Origin of the sequence: Amycolatopsis sp. WAC 04169 (assembly GCF_003947535.1) — a bacterium.
GTDB classification, from domain to species: Bacteria; Actinomycetota; Actinomycetes; order Mycobacteriales; family Pseudonocardiaceae; genus Amycolatopsis; species Amycolatopsis keratiniphila.
Genome location: NZ_QHJI01000005.1, coordinates 452,586 through 471,809, shown reverse-complemented (window position 1 = coordinate 471,809; position 19,224 = coordinate 452,586). Strand labels below are relative to the sequence as shown.

At 69.7% G+C, this 19,224-nt stretch carries 18 protein-coding genes; 11 read left to right on the top strand and 7 right to left on the bottom strand.

The genetic code is table 11. From position 1 onward, the window contains the following. Positions 1 to 118 precede the first annotated feature (118 nt). The 4 genes from DMC61_RS14940 (at position 119) to DMC61_RS14925 (ending at position 5,103) form a co-directional block, all read left to right on the top strand. On the top strand, positions 119 to 1,510 hold the full coding sequence (locus DMC61_RS14940) for an NAD(P)/FAD-dependent oxidoreductase (RefSeq protein ID WP_125689779.1): 1,392 nt from the start codon (positions 119 to 121) through the stop codon (positions 1,508 to 1,510). Positions 1,511 to 1,529: 19 nt separating this feature from the next. Next, on the top strand, positions 1,530 to 2,915 hold the full coding sequence (locus DMC61_RS14935; RefSeq protein ID WP_199749994.1) for an NAD(P)/FAD-dependent oxidoreductase: 1,386 nt from the start codon (positions 1,530 to 1,532) through the stop codon (positions 2,913 to 2,915). Between the two features lie 155 nt (positions 2,916 to 3,070). Beyond that, the gene (locus DMC61_RS14930) at positions 3,071 to 4,045 is read left to right on the top strand and encodes an alpha/beta fold hydrolase (protein ID WP_233594809.1); all 975 of its coding nucleotides are present in this window, start codon (positions 3,071 to 3,073) and stop codon (positions 4,043 to 4,045) included. Positions 4,046 to 4,152: 107 nt separating this feature from the next. After that, positions 4,153 to 5,103 carry an NAD(P)-dependent oxidoreductase gene (locus DMC61_RS14925; RefSeq protein ID WP_125689776.1) on the top strand — a complete coding sequence of 317 codons (951 nt, stop codon included), beginning with the start codon at positions 4,153 to 4,155 and terminating at the stop codon, positions 5,101 to 5,103. Positions 5,104 to 5,246: 143 nt separating this feature from the next. On the opposite strand, the gene DMC61_RS14920 is transcribed toward DMC61_RS14925, so the two are convergent. The 4 genes from DMC61_RS14920 to DMC61_RS14905 form a co-directional block, all read right to left on the bottom strand. Next, complete coding sequence (locus tag DMC61_RS14920; RefSeq protein WP_037341322.1) at positions 5,247 to 5,945, bottom strand: bifunctional 2-polyprenyl-6-hydroxyphenol methylase/3-demethylubiquinol 3-O-methyltransferase UbiG; 699 nt, start codon at positions 5,943 to 5,945, stop codon at positions 5,247 to 5,249. Beyond that, the gene (locus DMC61_RS14915; protein WP_125689775.1) at positions 5,942 to 7,180 is read right to left on the bottom strand and encodes a glycosyltransferase; all 1,239 of its coding nucleotides are present in this window, start codon (positions 7,178 to 7,180) and stop codon (positions 5,942 to 5,944) included. Before DMC61_RS14915 ends, DMC61_RS14920 begins: the two co-directional genes overlap by 4 nt. A gap of 6 nt (positions 7,181 to 7,186) precedes the next feature. Further along, the gene (locus tag DMC61_RS14910; protein ID WP_125689774.1) at positions 7,187 to 9,187 is read right to left on the bottom strand and encodes a glycosyltransferase family 39 protein; all 2,001 of its coding nucleotides are present in this window, start codon (positions 9,185 to 9,187) and stop codon (positions 7,187 to 7,189) included. 159 nt (positions 9,188 to 9,346) lie between these two features. Next, entirely contained in the window at positions 9,347 to 10,531 is a 1,185-nt protein-coding gene (locus DMC61_RS14905; protein ID WP_125689773.1) for a cytochrome P450, read from the bottom strand. A gap of 246 nt (positions 10,532 to 10,777) precedes the next feature. Between DMC61_RS14905 and DMC61_RS14900 the strand changes: the two genes are divergently transcribed. Further along, on the top strand, positions 10,778 to 11,197 hold the full coding sequence (locus DMC61_RS14900; RefSeq protein WP_016336905.1) for an enediyne antibiotic chromoprotein: 420 nt from the start codon (positions 10,778 to 10,780) through the stop codon (positions 11,195 to 11,197). A 168-nt stretch (positions 11,198 to 11,365) separates the two neighbouring features. On the opposite strand, the gene DMC61_RS14895 is transcribed toward DMC61_RS14900, so the two are convergent. The 3 genes from DMC61_RS14895 to DMC61_RS14885 form a co-directional block, all read right to left on the bottom strand. After that, entirely contained in the window at positions 11,366 to 12,460 is a 1,095-nt protein-coding gene (locus tag DMC61_RS14895) for an LLM class flavin-dependent oxidoreductase (protein ID WP_125689772.1), read from the bottom strand. After that, positions 12,457 to 13,455 (bottom strand): acyl-CoA dehydrogenase family protein, encoded by a 999-nt coding sequence (locus tag DMC61_RS14890; RefSeq protein ID WP_125689771.1) that lies wholly within the window; start codon positions 13,453 to 13,455, stop codon positions 12,457 to 12,459. The genes DMC61_RS14895 and DMC61_RS14890 overlap by 4 nt, the downstream gene beginning before the upstream one ends. Positions 13,456 to 13,637: 182 nt before the next feature. Next, a complete protein-coding gene (locus tag DMC61_RS14885) occupies positions 13,638 to 14,789 on the bottom strand; it encodes an acyl-CoA dehydrogenase family protein (RefSeq protein ID WP_125689770.1) in 1,152 nt (383 codons plus the stop codon). 167 nt (positions 14,790 to 14,956) lie between these two features. Between DMC61_RS14885 and DMC61_RS14880 the strand changes: the two genes are divergently transcribed. From DMC61_RS14880 to DMC61_RS14855, 6 genes are read left to right on the top strand one after another with little or no spacing between them, the layout of a single operon-like run. Continuing rightward, positions 14,957 to 16,096, top strand: coding sequence for a steroid 3-ketoacyl-CoA thiolase (locus tag DMC61_RS14880; RefSeq protein ID WP_072030188.1), 1,140 nt, complete (start codon positions 14,957 to 14,959; stop codon positions 16,094 to 16,096). A 2-nt stretch (positions 16,097 to 16,098) separates the two neighbouring features. Then, complete coding sequence (locus tag DMC61_RS14875) at positions 16,099 to 17,310, top strand: CaiB/BaiF CoA-transferase family protein (RefSeq protein WP_125689769.1); 1,212 nt, start codon at positions 16,099 to 16,101, stop codon at positions 17,308 to 17,310. Between the two features lie 37 nt (positions 17,311 to 17,347). Next, the gene (fabG, locus tag DMC61_RS14870) at positions 17,348 to 18,088 is read left to right on the top strand and encodes a 3-oxoacyl-[acyl-carrier-protein] reductase (RefSeq protein WP_016336899.1); all 741 of its coding nucleotides are present in this window, start codon (positions 17,348 to 17,350) and stop codon (positions 18,086 to 18,088) included. Then, the gene (locus tag DMC61_RS14865) at positions 18,085 to 18,471 is read left to right on the top strand and encodes a 3-hydroxyacyl-ACP dehydratase (protein WP_125689768.1); all 387 of its coding nucleotides are present in this window, start codon (positions 18,085 to 18,087) and stop codon (positions 18,469 to 18,471) included. Before fabG ends, DMC61_RS14865 begins: the two co-directional genes overlap by 4 nt. Next, positions 18,468 to 18,932, top strand: coding sequence for a 3-hydroxyacyl-ACP dehydratase FabZ family protein (locus DMC61_RS14860; protein ID WP_125689767.1), 465 nt, complete (start codon positions 18,468 to 18,470; stop codon positions 18,930 to 18,932). Before DMC61_RS14865 ends, DMC61_RS14860 begins: the two co-directional genes overlap by 4 nt. A 34-nt stretch (positions 18,933 to 18,966) precedes the next feature. Further along, positions 18,967 to 19,221: an acyl carrier protein gene (locus DMC61_RS14855; RefSeq protein ID WP_005155526.1), complete on the top strand. Its 255-nt coding sequence runs from the start codon at positions 18,967 to 18,969 to the stop codon at positions 19,219 to 19,221. The last annotated feature ends 3 nt before the right edge of the window (positions 19,222 to 19,224 follow it).

Below are 19,224 nucleotides of genomic sequence, written 5' to 3'. Positions count from 1 at the left end.
CTGCAACGCTTTCCCGGAAAAGCAGTCGAAGAGACGCTGCCGGCCGGAAGGCGGACGACGATTCTTCCCGTGTCGGACTCCGACGGCCCGGCCGAAGACCTAATGGAGGAATCCCGCGATGGGCGAATACCTTGGCGAACGCGCCGTCGTGCTCGGCGGCGGCATGGCCGGCCTGCTGACCGCCCGCGTACTTTCGGAACGCTACCGCTCCGTCGTGATCGTCGAGCGTGACACGATCGTCGGCGTCACCGGCACCCGCCGCGGTGTGCCGCAGGCGCATCACGCGCACGCGCTGCTCGCACGCGGCCAGCAGATCCTCGAAGACCTCTTCCCCGGCCTGCAGGCCGAGCTGACCGCCGACGGCATCCCCAGCGGTGACCTGTCCGGCAGCCTGCGCTGGTACTTCAACGGGAAACGCCTGCAGCAGAAGAAGTCCGGCCTGCTCAGCGTGTCCGCGACCCGCCCGGAGCTCGAAGAGCACGTACGCGGCCGCGTCGTCGCATTGCCGAACGTCGAGGTCCGCGAGCGCACGGTGATCCAGTCGCTGGTCGCGACCGGCGACCACGCGCGCGTCACCGGTGTCCGCGTGACCGGTGAGGACGCCGAGCCCGAGACGCTGCTCGCCGACCTCATCGTCGACGCCACCGGCCGCGGCAGCCGTTCGTCGGTGTGGCTGGAGGAACTCGGCTACGAGCGCCCGGCCGAGGAGAAGATCAAGATCGACCTCGCCTACACCTCGCGGCTGTTCGAGCTGGACACCGACCCGTTCGGCGACGACCTGGCGATCAACCCGGTCGCCTCGCCCGCCAATCCGCGTGGCGCGTTCTTCGTGAACCTGCCGGGGAACGTGGCCTTGCTGTCGCAGACCGGACTGCTCGGGGATCACCCGCCGCGTGACGCCAAGGGTTTCCTCGAATTCGCCAAGACGCTGGACGCGCCCGAGATCTATCGGGCCGTGCGCAACGCGAAGCCGATCAGCGAGATCGCCAGCTTCAAGGTACCCGCCAGCGTCCGGCGCCGGTTCGACAAGCTGCGCCGCTTCCCCGAGGGCCTGCTCGTGATCGGGGACGGCGTCTGCGCGTTCAACCCGGTGTACGGCCAGGGCATGACCGTCGCGGCCATGGAGGCCGCCCAATTGGCCACGCATCTCGACGCGGGCGGCGTGCGGCCGTTGCGGTTCTTCAAGGAGATCAGCCCGATCATCGACGTGCCGTGGGACATCTCGGCGGGCGGCGACCTCGCCTTCCCCGGTGTCGAGGGCCCGCGGCCGCTGAAGGTCAAGATGGGCAACGCCTACATGGCGAAGCTGCACTCCGCGGCGACCGTCGACGGCCGGTTCACCGAGGCGTTCTTCCGGGCCGCCGGCCTGGTCGACCCGCCGACCGCGCTGATGCGGCCGAGCCTGGTGGTCGGCGTGCTGCGCACCGCGCGGCGCGTCAAGGCGGCGCCGCTCACCCCCACGGCCACGATCGGTCAGGCCCCGCCCGCGTCCGACGACCTCGCGGCCTGAGCACCAAGGAGCCATGGTCATGAACGAACCCGTCGGCAAACGCGCGGTGGTGATCGGCGGCAGCGTCGCCGGCACCCTGGCGGCGAGAGTGCTTTCCGAGTTCTATCGCGAGGTCGTGGTCGTCGACCGCGACGAGGTGCTGGGCGTGGACAAGCCGCGGCGCGGCACCCCGCACACCTGGCACGCGCACGGACTGCACGCGCGCGGCTACTTCATCCTCGAAGAGCTCTTCCCGAACCTGCTCGGCGAACTGCGGGACTCCGGGATCCCGGTCGGCGATCTCGCGCGGATGAAGTGGTACTTCAACGGGAAGCAGGTGGAACCGGCCGACAGCGGGCTGCCGTCGATCACCGCGCTGCGCCCGGTGCTGGAGCATCATCTGCGCGAGCGCACCGCGGCACTGCCGAACGTCACCTACCGCGAACGCACCGACGTCCACGGCCTACTCGCCACGCGCGCGGGCAACCGGATCGTCGGGGTCCGCGTGCAGGCGCGCGACGGTTCGGCGGAGGAACGGCTCGGCGCGGACCTGGTCGTCGACGCCTCCGGACGCGGTTCGCGGACGCCGGTGTGGCTGGAGGAACTGGGTTTCGAACGGCCGTCCGAGGAACGCGTGAAGATCGGGCTGGCCTACACCACCCGGATGTTCCGCAAACGGCCGGAGATGTTCGACGGCTGGCAGTCGATCAACCCGGTCGCCTCGCCCGAGCATCCGCGGGGCGCGTTCTTCGGGCAGGTGAACGAGAACGAGTGCATCCTTTCGCTCACCGGGATCCTCGGCGACCACCCGCCGACCGACGCGCGCGGCTACCTCGACTACGTGAAGTCGTTGCCCGCACCGGAGATCTACGAAGCGGTGAAGGACGCCCAGCCGTTGATCGAGCCGGTGACGTTCAAGTTCCCGGCGAGCTCGCGGCGGCGTTACGAACGGCTCAAGCGGTTCCCGGAGCGGCTGTTCGTGCTCGGGGACGCGTTCTGCAGCTTCAACCCGGTGTACGGCCAGGGCATGACGGTCGCGTCGATGGAGGCCATGGCGCTGCGTGCGCATCTTTCGCGACGGTCCGAACCGGACTCGCGGCGGTTCCTGCGCGAGATCGGCAAGGTCGTCGACAACCCGTGGGAGATCTCGACCAGTGGTGACCTCGACTTCCCCGGTGCGGAAGGGAAGCGGACGCTGAAGGTCAAGATGGGCAACGCGTACATGGCGAAACTCCAGTACGCGGCGACGATCGATCCGGACGTCACGGCGGCGTTCATGCGGGTGGCCGGGCTGGTCGATCCGCCCACCGCGCTGATGAAACCGGGCCTGATGCTGAAGGTGCTGCGGGCCAACCGGCGGCGTCCCGCCCCTCGGGCGACGGTGACCGAGCTGCCGCGGGCCGACCGGGAATCGCGCGCCGCCTGAACAACCTCGTGAGCGGTAAGGACGGTTAGAACCGTCCTTACCGCTCACGAGGTTTCTTTTTCTTTCCTCCGCAAACAGCGAGATGCGTCGGCCTGCTCTTCCGGCTGATCATTGAGGTGTCAATGACCATTTCCCTGGCGGTGGGAGAGAAATTCATGCGCAAGTTCAAGAGGGTCATGACCGCGCTGGCCGCGGTCGCGGCGGTGGTACTGCTGGGGGGAACGGCGACGGGGGCGGCGGCGAACACGGGGTGGAGGCATTCGGACGCGGCGCTCGCCCGGTCCCTGCCGGGCGGGTTCCAGAGCTCCTACGCCGACGTCAACGGTGTCCGTCTGCATTACGTGGCAGGTGGTTCCGGCAGCCCGGTGGTGCTGCTTCCCGGCTGGCCGCAGACCTGGTGGGCGTTCCACAAGGTGATGCCGGCGCTGGCCGAGCGCCATCGCGTGATCGCCGTCGACCTGCGGGGGATGGGCGGATCGTCGAAGCCGCAGTCGGGCTACGACAAGGAGACGCTGGCCGCCGACATCCACGCGCTGCTCGCCAAGCTCGGGTACGCCAAGGCGGATCTGGTCGGTCACGACATCGGCGCGATGGTCGCGCACAGCTATGGGATCAAGTACCCGCAGGCGGTCGGGAAACTGGCGCTGATGGACGTGGTCGCGCCCGACAAGAGCCTCTACCAGCTGCCCTTGCTGCCCAGCGCGCACGGCCAGTTCTCGCCGTGGTGGTGGACGTTCAACCAGCTCCAGGGCCTGCCGGAACAGCTGGTCTCGGGCCGCTCACGGTACATCGTGGACGCGATGATCGACCAGCTCTCGGTGGTTCCGTCGGCGGTGGACGACTTCGACCGGAGCGTCTACGCGCGGGCCTATTACACGCGTGAGGCCGTCCGGGCCGGGAACGGCTGGTACCGGACGCTGAACCAGGACATCGCGGCCGGCTCGGCGTACGGGAAGCTGACCATGCCGGTGCTGGGCCTCGCCGGGGAGTTCAACCACCAGTACTTCGTCCAGGTGATGCCGTCGAAGGCGGTGGATCCGCAGGTGGTCAAGATCGCCGGGGCGGGGCATTACCTTTCCGAGGAACAGCCCGCTCAGGTCATCGGCGCGCTGACGAAGTTCCTGGGCTGAGCCTTCTTTCGGGGCAGTATTGGAGGCGTCCGGGAAGAGCCGCCGATGGGATTCTGCGAAAAGGAAAAGTCCTGGAATTCCCAGCCTATCGGGAAAAGGTGGCTAAAATGAAGGTTGGTGTTACCGGTGGCACCGGGTTCATCGGGCGCTACGTCTGCGAGGAACTCGCCGCACGAGGGCATACGCCGGTCGTGTTCGACCATCGCGGCGAGGGGGACGGCGGGCCGTGGGAGGTCATGCTGGGCGACATCCGCGACGCGACGGCGCTGACCGAGCTCGCCGCGCACTGCGACGGGATCATCCACCTGGCGGCCGTGCTGGGCACCCAGGAGACGATCACCAATCCGCGGCCCGCGGTGGAGACCAACGTCATGGGCGGCCTGAACTTCCTCGAGGCCGTCGCCCAGTACGACCTGCCCGGCGTGTACATCTGCGTCGGCAACCACTGGATGAACAACAGCTATTCGATTTCGAAGACGACGGTCGAGCGGTTCGTCCGCATGTTCAACGCCGACCGCGGCACCCGCGTGAACTGCGTCCGCGCGGTGAACGCCTACGGCCCGCGCCAGAAGGCCGCGCCGCCGTTCGCCGCGGGGAAGGTCCGCAAGATCACCCCGGCGCTGATCTGCCGGGCGCTGTCCGGGATGCCGGTGGAGCTCTACGGCGGCGGACGGCAGATCTCGGACATGGTGTGGGTCGGCGACGTCGCCCGCACGCTGGTGGCCTCCCTGGAGGCCGCCGCCGAGGGACGGGTGCTGGAGCACACGGTCGAGATCGGGCCGGCCGATTCGGTCACCATCCGCGAGGTGGCGGAGCTGGTGATCGACCTGTGCGAGCAGCGCGGTCACTCGCGGGTGGGCATCACCGACCTGCCGATGCGGCCCGGTGAGACGCCGAATACGCCGGTCACGGCGGACGTCTCGACCCTGCTCACGGTCGGCATCGAGCCGGAATCCCTTGTCACGCTGGAAGAAGGCATGGCGAAGACGGTGGACTGGTACCTGGAGCACCGCGGTACCGCCTGGGACGTCCCTGGGCCCGGTCTTCGGGCTGCCTGAGCGCCTGGCGCCTTGCCGCGAAAGCCACTTTCGCAACGTTCAACGTTGCGAAAGTGGCTTTCGCAACGTCCAGGACCCTGAAGCGCGTGAAGGCCCCCTTCCCTCGGCTCAGCCGAGGCAAGGGGGCCTTCACGCGCAAACCGTCAGGGCTTGTGCGCCTTCAGGATCAGCGAGACACCGCGCCGCGAGCGGGTCGGCAGGTAACGCTCGGCCGTGACGATCGCGGTCAGGGCCCGGTTGACCAGCCAAGGAGTGTGCTCGTTGAGCTCGTTGCCGCGCGCCGTGCGCCGCCGCAGCGCCACCACCGGCCGCAGCAGGACGTTCCAGCTCCACAGCTCCTCGACGACGAAGCCGGCGTCCTCCATGACCTTCCGCAGCGAAGCCCGGTCGTACCGCCGCACGTGGTGCACCGCGACGTCGTGCGCCGACCACAGGTCCATTCCGGACGGGACGCTGATCAGCGCGGAGCCGCCGGGCCGCAGTACCCGGAACAGCTCCGCCGCGGCCTGGTCGTCCTCCTGGATGTGTTCGAGGATCTCGAACGCCACCACCAGATCGAACGACGAGGACGGCAGCGGCAGGTCACGGGCGTCGGCGTGGATCGCGTCGAGACCGCGTGAGCGCGCGATCTCGACGGCGTTCTCGTCGTAGTCCGTGGCGACGACGTCCCAGCCGCGCGAGCGCAGCACCCGCGTGTTGCCGCCGCCCGCCGCGCCGATGTCGAGCGCGCGGCCGGGCGGCCCGAGCCGCTTCAGTTCGTCGGCGAGCAGATGCCGCTTTTCCCGGAACCACCAGTGGCGGTCCTCCATCTCGGTGATCCGGGCGACGTCCTCCGTCTTCACCGGCTCTCCTTCCGATGCCGGGCGAAGACCCAGCGGTCGAGGGCCACGAACCGCAGCAGCGTCATCAGCCCGTAGGCGACGATGAGCACGAGCAGTTCGACGACCGGCCCCGAGCCGGGGGCGATCAGATGCAGCCCGGTCACGGCCAGTGTGGTCAGCAGATACGTGGTGGCGAACAGGATCGCGGCCCGGGTGTGCAGGCCGAGCCGGTGCCCGCCGCCGCGGTTGAACGTCCAGCGCCGGTTCGCCTCGGTGTTGGCCACGCCGACGAGCACCAGCGCGACCAGGTTCGCCCCCGCCGGCGTCAGCGGGACACGCAACGGGAGGTACAGAAGCGTGTACAGCACTGTCGAGATCACGCCGATCACCGCGAACCCGAGGAACTTCGCCAGGGTCGCGGCCCGCGGCTCGGCCAGTACGGCGTCCGGATGGGTGGCGCGCAACTGCGGGATCTCCGGCACGTCCACCCGTCCTTTCCCGGCGGCGATCGCCCGGCCCACGCGGACCAGGCCCTTCAGGTTCCCCATCGCGGTCTGGGTGACCTTGACCCGCGAATCGACGTCCTCGACCCAGTCCAGCGGCACCTCGTGCACCCGCAGGCCGTTGTGCTCGGCCAGCATCAGCATCTCGGTGTCGAAGAACCAGTGGTCGTCCTCGACCGCCTCCAGCAGCCCGGCCACCGCGTCGCGCCGGGCCGCCTTGAAGCCGGCGGACGTGTCGGTGCTGCGCAGCCCGAACACATGCCGCGTGATCGCGTTGTAGGTACGGGACACGATCTCGCGTTTGAGGCTGCGGCGGATGCGCGAGCCGCGGCCGAGCCGGGTCCCGATGGTGATCTCGCAGTGCCCGCTGACCAGCGGTGCGATCAGGGGGAGCAGGCTTTCCAGGCCGGTCGAGAGGTCGACGTCCATGTAGGCGACGATGTCGGCGGTACTCGACCCCCACGTCGCCTTGATCGCCGCGCCCCGGCCGCGGACCGGGATCCGCCGCGCGGAGATACGCGGATTCCGCTCGGCCAGTTCGGTGGCGATCTCCCAGGTCCGGTCGGTACTGCCGTTGTCGGCGATGGTGATCGACCAGGGGAACGGGAAATCGTCGCCGAGGTACGCGCTCAGCGTGGTGATGCAGCCCAGCAGGGCGCGTTCCTCGTTGAGCACCGGGATCACGATCTCGACGGTCGCCGTCGTGCGGCCTCCCGGAACGACGCGGGGTGCCGCGGTGAGTTCAGCCGTCATGGGGCATCACGCTCCCGGCTTGCAGTCGAACAGGGCGGAGGTGAAGCCCATCCACGGGTTGGCGGTGTAGGCGGGCGGCGGGATCCGCACGCAGTTGCGCACCACCCAGTCCTTGCGCGCCAGTGCGGTCGGGCTGTCGTAGGCGAACCCGCCGAACAGGACGTACCTCAGCTGTCCACTGTGGACGGCGTCGGCGAGGCCGTCGGCGGTCGGCATCGGCATGGTGCCGACGAAGCCGCCCATCGGCATCACGGACAGGCCCGCCCGGATGTAGGGAGAGGCACCGGTGCCGCCGACCGTCGCCAGATCGAAGCGCTCGCCGCGCTTGTTGGCCTTGAGGAAACCGAGAAGCTTCGGGTCGGCGTCGGAGGGCATCATCTGGAACATGATCGGCGGGGGCAGTGGCATGGCCTGGCCGCCGGCCGCGCCGGGCTTCGGGCCGCCCGCCATCAGCTTGGTGAGGTCGATGCCGGTGGAGAGCGCGTTCGGGTTCGGTCCGGCGAGGGGGTTGAAGTTCTGGAACATCGCCGTGCGCGGATCCGTCGGCGTCTGGAAGGTGGGCGCCGCCCAGGCGACCGGCCCGGCCAGCAGCGCGACCCCGGCGACGGCGCCGGTCACGACGGCGAACTTCCCGGTGCGGCGCACGAGCACCAGCACCGCGGCGGCGACGGCGGCGATCGCGACGACGGGACGCAGCCACGGCACGTAGTCGCTGGAGCGGCTCATCAGCACGAACGCCCAGGCGCCGGTGGCGAGCAGGCCGACCGGCAGGGCCCACGCGAAGCGGCGATCCGTCCAGGCGAGGTGCAGGCCTGCCGCGGCGATCGCGGCGATGGCGGGCGCCAGGATGCTCGTGTAGTACGGGTGGATGCTCTGCGAGAAGCTGAGCGCACCGGCGAAGAGGACGAGCCAGCCACCCCACAGCAGCCAGCCCGCGCGCGCCTTGTCGGTGCGCGGCGCGCGGCCCGCGGCGACCAGGCCGACGACGACCAGCAGCACGGCCAGCGGCAGCAGCCACGAGATCTGGCCGCCGATCAGGTCGTTGAACAGCCGGAAGACGCCGGTGTCGCCGCCCTGGTCGACCGGCGTGACCTTGCCGTCGGGCAGGACGGGCAGCTCGGCCGACTTCCCGGCCTTCGCGGCGTCCGCGCGGTCGAAGAGGTTGTAGGACCAGACCATCTGCCACACCGAGTTCGAGGTGCTGCCGTCCATGTACGGGCGGGAACCCGCCGGGGTCAGCCCGACGATCAGCATCCAGATCGACGACACCGCGGCGGTGACCGCTCCGGCGCCGAGCAGGTGCAGCACCCGTCGTCCCGGCGAGGCCGGCGCGGCGACGAGGTAGACGATCCCGAGCACCGGGAGGATGGCCAGTGCCATGGCGAGCTTGATGTGGAAGCCGACGCCGACGAGCGCGGCGGTGAGCAGCAGCCAGCGCGGGGACGCCTTCTCCAGCGCGCGCCAGAAGGCGTAGGTCGCGACGAGCAGCGTCAGGATCAGCGTCGAGTCGGGCAGGTTGACCCGGGTGCCCGCGATCGTGATCGGGGTCGCGGCGAGCAGCACCGCGGCCAGCGCGGCGGGCGCGTGCCCGGCCCAGCGGCGCACGAGCACGAACAGCACGTACACCGAGACGGCTCCGGCGATGACGCCGGGCAGCAGCAGCGCCCAGGTCTCGTAACCGAAGACACGGACGGAAAGCGCCTGGAGCCAGAGCGCGCCGGGTGCCTTGTCGACACTCATGAACCCGGCGGGATCGTAGGCGCCGTAAAGGAAGTTGTGCCAGTTCGCGGACATGCTGCGCACCGCGGCGGCGTACGCGTAGTGCGCGGCGTTCCCGCCGATACCCCACCCGTAGGCGACGCCGGCGACGAGCGCGCTCAGGACGGCGATGCGCTTGGCGGCCAGTGCCGACAGCCCCGTCTTGGTCTTCTTCTTCGGCGTCCGCGCGGGCGGGGCGGCGCCCCGTGGCGGGGCGCTCGTGACCGGGGTGCCTAGGTCTTGGGACACGTTCTACTCCCTTCCCAGGAATAGGAGATGACGCGGCTCACGGACGTGAGATACGCACCGCGAATTCGTGATCGTCTCAAAAAGTGTCGCACCACGGTTTCGCGCGCGTCTTATCCCAGCCTGCTGGTTTTCGGCCGAACGGTCCTTTGAGGACAGTTCTCAGCGCAGGCGGACGGGAAGGGATTCGAGGCCGTGCATCACCATGCTGACGCGCCAGCGGAGACTCTCCGCGGGGACGGCCGCGCGCAGTTCCGGGAATCGCGTGAGCAGGGCCGAAAGCGCGATCCCGCCTTCGAGCCGGGCCATCGGCGCGCCGAGGCAGTGGTGGATGCCGTGTCCGAAGGCGAGCTGCGGATTGTCCGCGCGGTCGAGCGCCAAGGCGTCCGCGCCGGGGAACCGGGCGGGATCGCGGTTGGCGGCCAGCAAGGACACGATGACCAGCGAACCGGCCGGGATCGTCACGCCGCCGAGCTCGACTTCCTCGTTGGCGTAACGCATCGCCGCGTGCACAGGGCTCTCGTAACGCAGGAATTCCTCGACCGCGGCGGGCATCCCGTCCGGGTTCGCGCGCAACGCGGCGAGCTGTGCCGGGTTCTCGAGCAGGGCGAGGGTGGCGTTGCCGATGAGGTGGACGGTGGTCTCGTGCCCGGCGATGAGCAGGAGGAAGACCATCGACGTCAGCTCGTGTTCGGTGAGCCGGTCTTCGCCGTCGTGCACCGTGACGAGCGCCGAGAGCAGGTCGGTGCCGGGGTTCGCGCGTTTCTCGGCGAGGAGTTTCCTGACATAGCGCAGCATTTCGGCGGCGGTCGCGTCGAGTTCGTCGACGGGCAGCGCGCTGGCGGTGAGGATCTCGGTCCAGCCGTGGAAGGCGCCCGCCTCGTCGTCGGGCACGCCGAGCATCTCCGTGAGGATGCGGATCGGCAGCGGAAGGGCGAGCGCCTTGATCAGGTCGACCTCGTCGAAATCGGCGACGGCGTCGAGGAGTTCGGCCGTGATGGCCTCGATTCTGGGGCGCAGCTGGGCGATCCGGCGCACGGTGAACGCGGCGGACACCAGCTTCCTGAGCCTGGTGTGATCCGGCGGATCGAGGTTCAGCATATGCGTGTTCATGCCGAGCCGGACGTCCTCGGACAGCCCGCGCCGATCGCCGACGGCGCCCGTGCGCCCGCTCAGCCCGGGATGCGCGAGTGCCTGGCGGACCTCGGCGTAGCCGCTCACCAGCCAGCCGGCGGTGCCGGAGGAAAGGGTGATCCTGCGGACCGGGCCGCTTTCGCGCAGTGCGGCGTAGGCGGCGTGCCTTTCTGGCGCGCCCCCGAACAGGAAATCGGAGCTGGAAGAGGTCACCGAATCAGGTTCCCGTGCGCGCCGCCGTGCCTTCTTCTCCTGACTTGCCCGCCGCCTATGAATAACGCACGAAGCGCGCGAGTTTATTGCACCTTTTTTCTTACGGCCTACTCGAAAACTGCTCGAAGAAATGGTTGACGATCTACGTTCGATGATCGTAACGTTGTTACCAGGACGCCGGGGGGCAACGGAACCCGCGCCTGGTGAAGTCGGAAAATTCCCAGCAATGAATCGGAGTTGATTACTGTGTCCGCAAAGCTTGCCGCCAAGTTCGCCGGTTCCGCCATCGCCGCTCTCGGCCTGATGGCCGTCGTCGCGCCGGGCGCCTCGGCCGCCGCGGCCGTGACGGTGACGCCGTCGTCGGGGCTCTCGGACGGTGCGGTGGTCCAGGTGACCGGAACCGGGCTGACGCCGGGTGCGACCTATCGCGTCGGCGAGTGCGCCCAGGACGCGACGGGCCAGTTCCCTTGCAGCCCTTCGCAGCAGTCGCTGGTCGCTGACGCGGCCGGCAAGATCTCGGCCTCGGTCACCGTGCAGAAGAACTTCACCGGCGTGCTGCCCGACGGCAGCAGCTACGGCGCGGTGGACTGCACGGCCATCACCTGCGTCGTCGGCCTCGGTGACGCCGCCGGCAACGGCGGCGGCGTGATCATCAGCTTCAGCTGACGCCGACGCGAAAGCGGCGATGAAGGAATTGGGACGTCGCGTGTCCCAATTCCTTCATCGCCGGGTAAGCCTACTTCAGATGTCGCGATCGCGGAACTCGCGTGTTTCGCCTCCAATCACGCGAGTTCCGGCTTCAATCACGCGAATCACGCCGACGAGCACGGAACCTCAGAGCGTTTCCGCGAGCAGCCCCCGCTTACGCAGCAGCGGCATGACACCTTCCCCGAAGGTATATGCCTCTTCGAGATGCGGCTGAGCGGAAAGGATCAGGTGGTCGAGACCGAGCGCGTGGTACTCCTCGATCCGCTCGGCCACTTCCTCGTGGCTGCCCACCAGCGCCGTGCCGACGCCGGGGCGCACCAGGCCGTAGCCCGCCCAGACGTTGGGGTGGATCTCCAGCGAGTCGGTGCGGCCGGCGTGCAGGGCCGCCATCCGCCGCTGGCCCTCGGATTCGGTGGCGGCGAAGCGTTCCTGCGCCTGCCGGATCCGGGCCGGGTCCATTCCGGCGAGCAGCTGGTCGGCCACCTTCCAGGCTTCGGCGGAGGTGTCGCGGCTGATCACGTGGAAGCGCGAGCCGAAGCGCAGCGAACGCCCCAGTGCTTCCGCTCGTTCCCGCGATCGGGCGAGGTGCGAGGCCATCGCCGACGGCGTCTCGCCCCACATCAGCAGCACGTCCGCCTGCGCGGCCGCGACCTCCAGCGCGGCCGACGAAGAACCGCCGAGGAACAGGGTCGGCCGCACCGGATGCGGCCGCGCGACCATCCCGGCCTTCAACGTGTAATGCGTGCCCGAGAAGTCGAACCGCGAACCCGGCCAAGCCTGCCGGAAGACGTCCATGAACTCGCCGGTGCGCGCGTACCGCTGGTCGTGGTCGAGCCAGTCGCCGTAGCGGCGCTGCTCGTCGGGGTCCCCGCCGGTCACGATGTTCAGCAGCAGCCGCGAATCGGAGACGCGCTGGAAGGTCGCCGCGGTCTGCGCGGCCAACAGCGGCGAGATGAACCCCGGCCGCAGCGCGATCATGAACTTCACCGACCGCGTCGCACCCACGAGTGCCGAGGCGACCACCCACGGGTCCTCGCAGAACAACCCGAACGGTGTAAGCATCCCGGTGAACCCGAAGCGGTCCGCGGCGAGCGCGACCTGCGTCAGGTATTCGAGGTCCGGTTCGCGGCGGGCGCCGGGGGCCGCGACACCGTCGGCGGTCTTGGCGATCTCCCGTCCGTCGCCGTGTGACGGCAGGAACCAGTGCAGTTGCAGGCTCATGAGTGCTCTCCGAACAGTGAGTGCGCGATCGCTTCCAAACCTCCCGAGGCGAGTTCCGCCTCCAGCCACAGCGCGCGCCGGAACCAGCGGTGCAGCGGGAACTCCCAGGTGACGCCCATTCCGCCGCAGACCTGGATCGCCGTCTCGCAGACGGAGACCGCCGCGCGGCTCGCGGCGTGGGCGGCGCACGCGACCGCTTCGGTGCTGGGGGTGACAGCGGCGCGGTAGGCCAGCGAACGCGCGAGCTCGACCTCGGCGTAACCGTCGGCGAGCTGCTGGCTCACCGCCTGGAACGACCCGATGGGGCGATCGAACTGCGACCGCGTGTTCGCGTGGTCGACGGCGATCGCCAGCGCCCGGTCGGCGACGCCGATGGCCTCGCCCGCGAGCAGCGTGGTCGCCCGGCTCCGGATCGCGGCGAGCAGCGGCGTGGCGGCAGCCGGCCCGGCCAGCAGCCTGCCCTCGGCACCGGCCAGCGCGACGTCCGACGTGGCCCGGAGCGGATCGACGCCGTCGCGCGCGGAAAGCGAAACAGCAGCCGGGTCGACGCCGAACAGTGCCACCCCGGCCGGAGTGCGGGCAGCGACCACGATCTCGGCGGCGACGTCGGCGTGCAGGACGGCCTGCACCGCGCCGTCCAGCCGCCAGCCGTCGTCGCGGCGGGTCGCGCGGCAGGTGCCGGAGCCGTCGGCGAGCGTCGCCGGGTCGGGGAGTCCGACTCCCGCGGCGCGGTACACCGGCAAGGCGAGCCCGGCCGTGGCGAACCAGGGCACCGGATGCAGGACGCGCCCGCCCTCCTCGGCCAGCAGGACGAGTTCGGCCAGGCCGAGGTCCGGATCCAGCCAGCCCTGCCGGACCAGCTCCGGCCAGGCGGCGAGGTCCTGCCCGCCCTCGTCGGCCAGCGACGCGATCCGCTCGAAGCCGTACGTGTCCTCGAGGTAGGTGCGGGCAGCCGCCTTGAGCCCGGCTTGATCCTCGGTCAACGCGAAGTCCATCGGTCGCCCCTCCCTGTATTGGTGAACCCGCGTCCGCGATCGACGTCGGCAGGGCGCGGCTCGGTCTTCCACCTCACGAGGGCCGGCACGGCGCCCTGCCACCGCGATAGCGGGGCCTTCGGCCGGGCGGGTTCACGCGTTTGGTCACTTCTCTCGTCCATCTTCAGCTCCGCCAACTGGCTCTAACGTGATTTCGGCAGGCCCAGGACCCGTTCCGCGACGATGCCGCGAAGGATCTCCGACGTCCCGCCCTCGATGCTGTTGGCCCGGCTGCGCAACCGCTGGTGCTGCCAATAGCCGCCCCAGAAGGCGTCGGTCCCGTCGGCCGCCGCGCCCGCGCCGAGCAGCCGCAGCGCGAGCGCGCTCACCCGCTGGTTCGCCTGCGACCAGCGCAGTTTCAGGATCGAGCTCTCCGGTCCCGGCTCACCGGTCCGTTCCATCGCGGCCAGCGCGCGGTAGCCGGTGAACCGCAGGCCCTGCAGGTCGACGTACAGCTCGGCGATCTCGGCGCGGACGCGGGGGTCGGCGCCGCAAGCCTTGGCGGTCTTGACCAGCCTGTCGAGCTGCACGGACAGCCGGGCGGTGAGGGTGATGCCGAACGTGCCGCGTTCGTGCGCGAGCGTGGTCAGCGCGACCCGCCAGCCCTGTCCTGGCTCGCCGAGTACACAGTGGTCGGGGATTTCGACGCCGCTCAACAGGATCTGGTTGAAGTCGGTGTCGCCGGAAAGCTGACGCAGCGGCCGCACCTCGACGCCGGGCGCGCGCATGTCGAGCAGGAAACAGGTCAGGCCGCGGTGTTTGGCCGCGTCCGGATCGGTGCGGGCGAGCAGCAGGCAGTGGTCGGCCAAATGGGCGTAGGAGGACCAGACCTTTTCACCGTCGACGACGTAGCCGCTCTCGACTCGGCGGGCCCGGGTACGCACCGAGGCGAGATCCGAGCCCGCGTCCGGCTCGGAGAAGCCCTGGCAGAAGATCGTTTCCCCGGAAAGGATCCGGGGGAGGTGCTCGGCCTTCTGCGCGTCCGTTCCATAGTGGACGATCGCGGGGCCGACCATGCCGAGCCCGATCACCCCGGCGTGGTCCGGCGCCTCGGCCAGCGCGCTCTCCTCGGCGTAGATGGCTTGGTACGACGGGGAAAGACCGCGGCCACCGTGCGCGGCGGGCCAGGTCAGACCGGCGTATCCGGCCGCGTGCAACGCCTTGCTCCAGGCACGCAGTTCGTCGGCGGACCACGCGCGAGGCGCGCTCGGCGTGGCTTCGGGTAACTGTTCGGCGAGCCAGGCTTTCAGGCCCGCCCGGAATGCCGCTTGATCTTCGCTGTCGTCCAGCCGCATGTACGCACCATAGCCAGCGCCGATGATCGTGAGGGGGTGCGCGAACCATTCCCGCAACTACGGAGAACCCCCGGTCGGCACCGCAATCCGAGAGACGTTCCCCCGTCGTGGGCCGCACCACGATGGGGAAGCCGGGCACCGCGTCCGGTGGAGAGGCAGGTACCCGCGTGGCCGCGCTGAACGACCGGACCCCGGTCATCGTCTCCGCCGTCCGCACCCCGCTCGGCAAACGCGGCGGGGTGCTCGCCGGGCTCAAGGCCGTCGAGCTGATGCGGCACGTCCAGCTGGAGGTCATCGCCCGCGCCGGCATCGAACCCGGCGACGTCGAGCAGATCATCGGCGGCTGCGTGACCCAGTCCGGCGAGCAGAGCCTCAACGTCACCCGCAACGCCTGGCTCAACTCCGGGCACGACCCGGCCGTCGGTTGCTCCACAGTGGACGTTTCCTGTGGCTCGGCCCAGCAGGCGAACCATCTGATCTCCGCGCTGATCGCCGCGGACGCCATCGACACCGGGATCGCCTGCGGCGTCGAGTCGATGAGCCGGGTGCCGATCGGGACGAACCTCTACCAGGGGCCCGGGCACTACAAGACCGCCGACTACCCGTGGGAAGACCCGCCGAAGGCACAGTTCGGCGGTGCCGAGCGGATCGCCGCACGAGAGGGCATCGGGCGCGCGGACGCCGACGACTACGGCCTCCTTTCCCAGCAGCGGGCAGCGCGGGCGTGGGAAGAAGGCCGGTTCGATCGCGAGGTCTCCCCGGTCGGTTCGGTCACCCGCGACGAAGGCGTCCGCGACACCACGCTCGAAGGGCTCGCCGCGTTGCGCCCCAACGTCGAGGGCGCCGTGCACACCGCCGGATCGACGTCGCAGATCTCCGACGGCGCCGCCGCCATCCTCTGGATGTCGTACGGGAAGGCCCGCGCGCTGGGCCTGACCCCGCGGGCACGGCTCGTCGGCCAGGTCGTCACCGGCGCGGATCCGTACTACCTGCTCGACGGGCCCGTGGTCGCCACCGAACGGGTACTGCGCAAGACCGGGCGTCGACTGTCCGATGTGGACATCTGCGAGGTCAACGAGGCGTTCGCCGGGGTGGTGCTGAACTGGGCCAAGGCGCACGGCGCGGACATCGACCGCGTCAACGTCAACGGCGGCGCCATCGCCCTCGGCCATCCGCTCGGCGCGACCGGGACCCGGCTGCTGGTGACGGCGCTGCACGAACTCGAACGCACCGACACCTCGACCGCGCTGATCACCATGTGCTGCGGCGGTTCGCTCGGCACCGCCTCACTGCTGGAAAGGCTTTGACCATGCGCGAAGAAGACTTCTTCCGCCGGGCGCGCGCCGGTTCGGTGGGCCCGCTGGAAGGCGTGCGCGTCCTGGACGTGACGAAGGTCTGGTCCGGCCCGCTCGCCACCTGTGTCATGGCGGACATGGGCGCCGACGTCGTCCGCATCGAACTCGCCGACGGTCACGACGGCGAGGTGCCGCCGAACATCCCCGGCACCGGCCTGTCGTGGTTCCGGGAGACCGTGCACCGCAACAAACGCAGCGCGGGGCTGGATCTGCGTGACGACGTCGACCGCGCCCGGTTCCTGGAACTGGTGGCGCACGCGGACATCGTGGTCGAGAACTACAAACCCGGGACGCTCGACGGCTGGGGCGCCGGATACGAGGCCTGCCGCGCGGTGCGCGAGGACATCGTGTTCGTGTCGGTGTCCGGCTTCGGGCAGTACGGCCCGAAATCGCATCTGCCCGCCTACGATCCCGCGATCCAGGCCGCGGCCGGCTGGATGTCGCTCAATGGTCTGCCGGAAGGCCCGCCGATGCGCGCGCCGACGTTCCTCGCCGACGAGCTGGCCGGCCTGCACGCGGCGATCGGTGGTCTCGCCGCGCTGGCGCACCGAAACAGGACCGGTGAGGGACAGCACGTCGACGTGTCCATGGTGGACTGCCTGCTCGCCAGCAGCAGCGGCTTGCCGACGCTCGCGGCGACGGGCGCACCGCCGCAGCGGCTCGGCAACGAGACGGACTTCGTCGTCCCGGCCAACGTCTACGCGTGTGCCGACGGCCATTTGTACCTCGCCGTCGCGATCAACCGGCATTGGCGTGCGCTCGCCGAGATCATCGGCAGGCCGGAGCTCGGCCGCGCCGAGGGATTCGGCACGGCGCCCGAACGGCTGGCCAACCGGGACGCGGTCAACGCGATCGTCGCGGGCTGGTGCGCGGGGCGTCCGCTGGCCGAGGCGCTCGAAGCGCTGAACGGCCGCGGCCTGGTCGCCGCGCCGGTCCGCACGCTCACCGAAGCTGTCGCCGACGAGCACGTCAAGGCGCGGGCGATGTTGCAGGAAACGGTGCTGAGCAACGGATCCGTCGCACCGATCGTCGGGCCCGCGGTGAAGTTCTCCCGTACTCCGACGAAGGTCCGCCGTGGTGCGCCGCGCCCGGGCGCGGATACCGAAGAAGTGCTTTCGGAGCTCGCGGCAAACGATGAGAAGAACAGTTTGCGCCGCGCTTCATAAAATGAAAAAAAAGTGTGCTGGAAAACGAGGAGGCGTCGTGGCGGAGCACCACCGGGCCCTGATCACCGGGGCTTCACGAGGGATCGGCCGGGCCGTGGCGCTGCGGCTGGCCCAGGAGGGCTACGCCGTCGCCGGCTGTTTTTCGAAAGCGAGCGCGGCGTCGGCGGAAACCGAAGAGGACATCGCCGCGATCGGTGTTCCCTCCTATTTCGCGGAATGCGATGTCACCGATTCCGAAGCCGTCGAGCGATTCGTGAAGGACGCCGAAGAGAAGCTCGGCACGATCGATCTGCTGGTCAACAACGCCGGTATCACCAAGGACAGCCCGCTGGTGCTCGCCAACGCCGAGGACTGGCACGCGGTGCTCGACACGAACCTCACCGGCACCTGGAACTTCTGCCGTGCCATGGCCTTCCGGTTCATGAAGAACCGCGGCGGCGTCGTGGTCAACATGTCCTCGGTCGCCGGCGTCTACGGCCACGCGGGCCAGACCGCCTACTCCGCCAGCAAGGCCGGGATCATCGGCTTCAGCAAGTCGCTGGCCAAGGAGGTCGCCGGGCACGGCGTCCGGGTCAACGTCGTCGCGCCCGGCTTCATCGAGACGGACATGACCGGCGCCCTCGGCGACAAGCAGCGCGCCAAGGCGCTGACCCAGATCCCGGTCAAGCGGTTCGGCACCGGGGAGGACGTCGCCGAACTGGTCGCGTTCCTGGTCTCCGACCGCGCCTCCTACATCACCGGACAGGTGCTGCAGGTCGACGGGGGGATCACGCTGTGACCGGGCTTCCCGACTACGCCGCGCCGTTGCGGGCGGTCGACCTGCTGGACGTCCGTGCGTGCGGGGACGACCTCGAGCTGGTCGCCCAGATCACCGTGGACGGCAAGGAACCCAACCTGCGCGGGCATTTCCCCGGCCAGGCCGTGTACCCCGGCATCTTCGTCATCGAGACGCTGGAACAGGCGATGCGCGAGGCCGCGAACGCCCGGCTGCGCACCGTCCGGTCCGTCCGCTTCCTCGCCCCGGTGCTCGACGGCGACCGCATGGTCCTCACGGCCACCGCGAAGCGCACCGAGGACGGCTGGGACGTCACCGGGAAGGCCGCGCTCGGCGAGACGACGACGGCCAAGATCCGGGCGACCTTCGAGGAGGACGCGGAATGACCGAGCACCACGACATCCGGGTCCTGCTCCCTCAGCGGTATCCACTGCTGCTGGTGGACCGCGTGCTGGAGCTGGTCCCCGGCGAGTCGATCGTGACGATCAAGGCGGTCACCGGCACCGAGCCGTGCTACGCGGGGATTCCCGACGGCGCGCCGGCGAGCCGGTACGACTACCCGAAGTCGCTGATGATCGAGTCGTTCGGGCAGAGCGCCGCGCTGCTGTGGCTCGAAGGCCGCGCGCCGGTCGAGGACGACGACACGACGTTGATGTTCATCGGTGCCCGTGACTATCGGTTCACGGGTGCCGCCCGCCCTGGTGACGTGCTCCGCCACGAGGTCCGCCTGGAGTCGGTGCTGGCCGACACGGCCTTCGCCACCGGCCGGACCTGGGCCGGGGACCGGCTGATCGCCACCGTCACCACCCTGACCGCGACGCGGCGCCCTGTGCGGGCCGCGGCGTGAGAACCGCACGGGACAACGAAACCGGAGGATCGTCATGACGCAGACCGACACCCAGCTCGAGGAGCTCCGCGAGCTGGTCGCCGAGGTGCTCGAGCTCGAGCCCGAGGAACTCGAGGACAACGGGGACTTCATCGACGACTACGAGGCCGACTCCCTGCGCGCCATCGAGATCCTCGCCCGGATCGACAAGCAGTACAAGATCGAGATCCCGCAGGCCGAACTGCCCGAGCTGCGCACGCTCAAGGCGGTCAACGACGCCCTGATCCGGCACTCCGTCAAGAAGGGATGAACC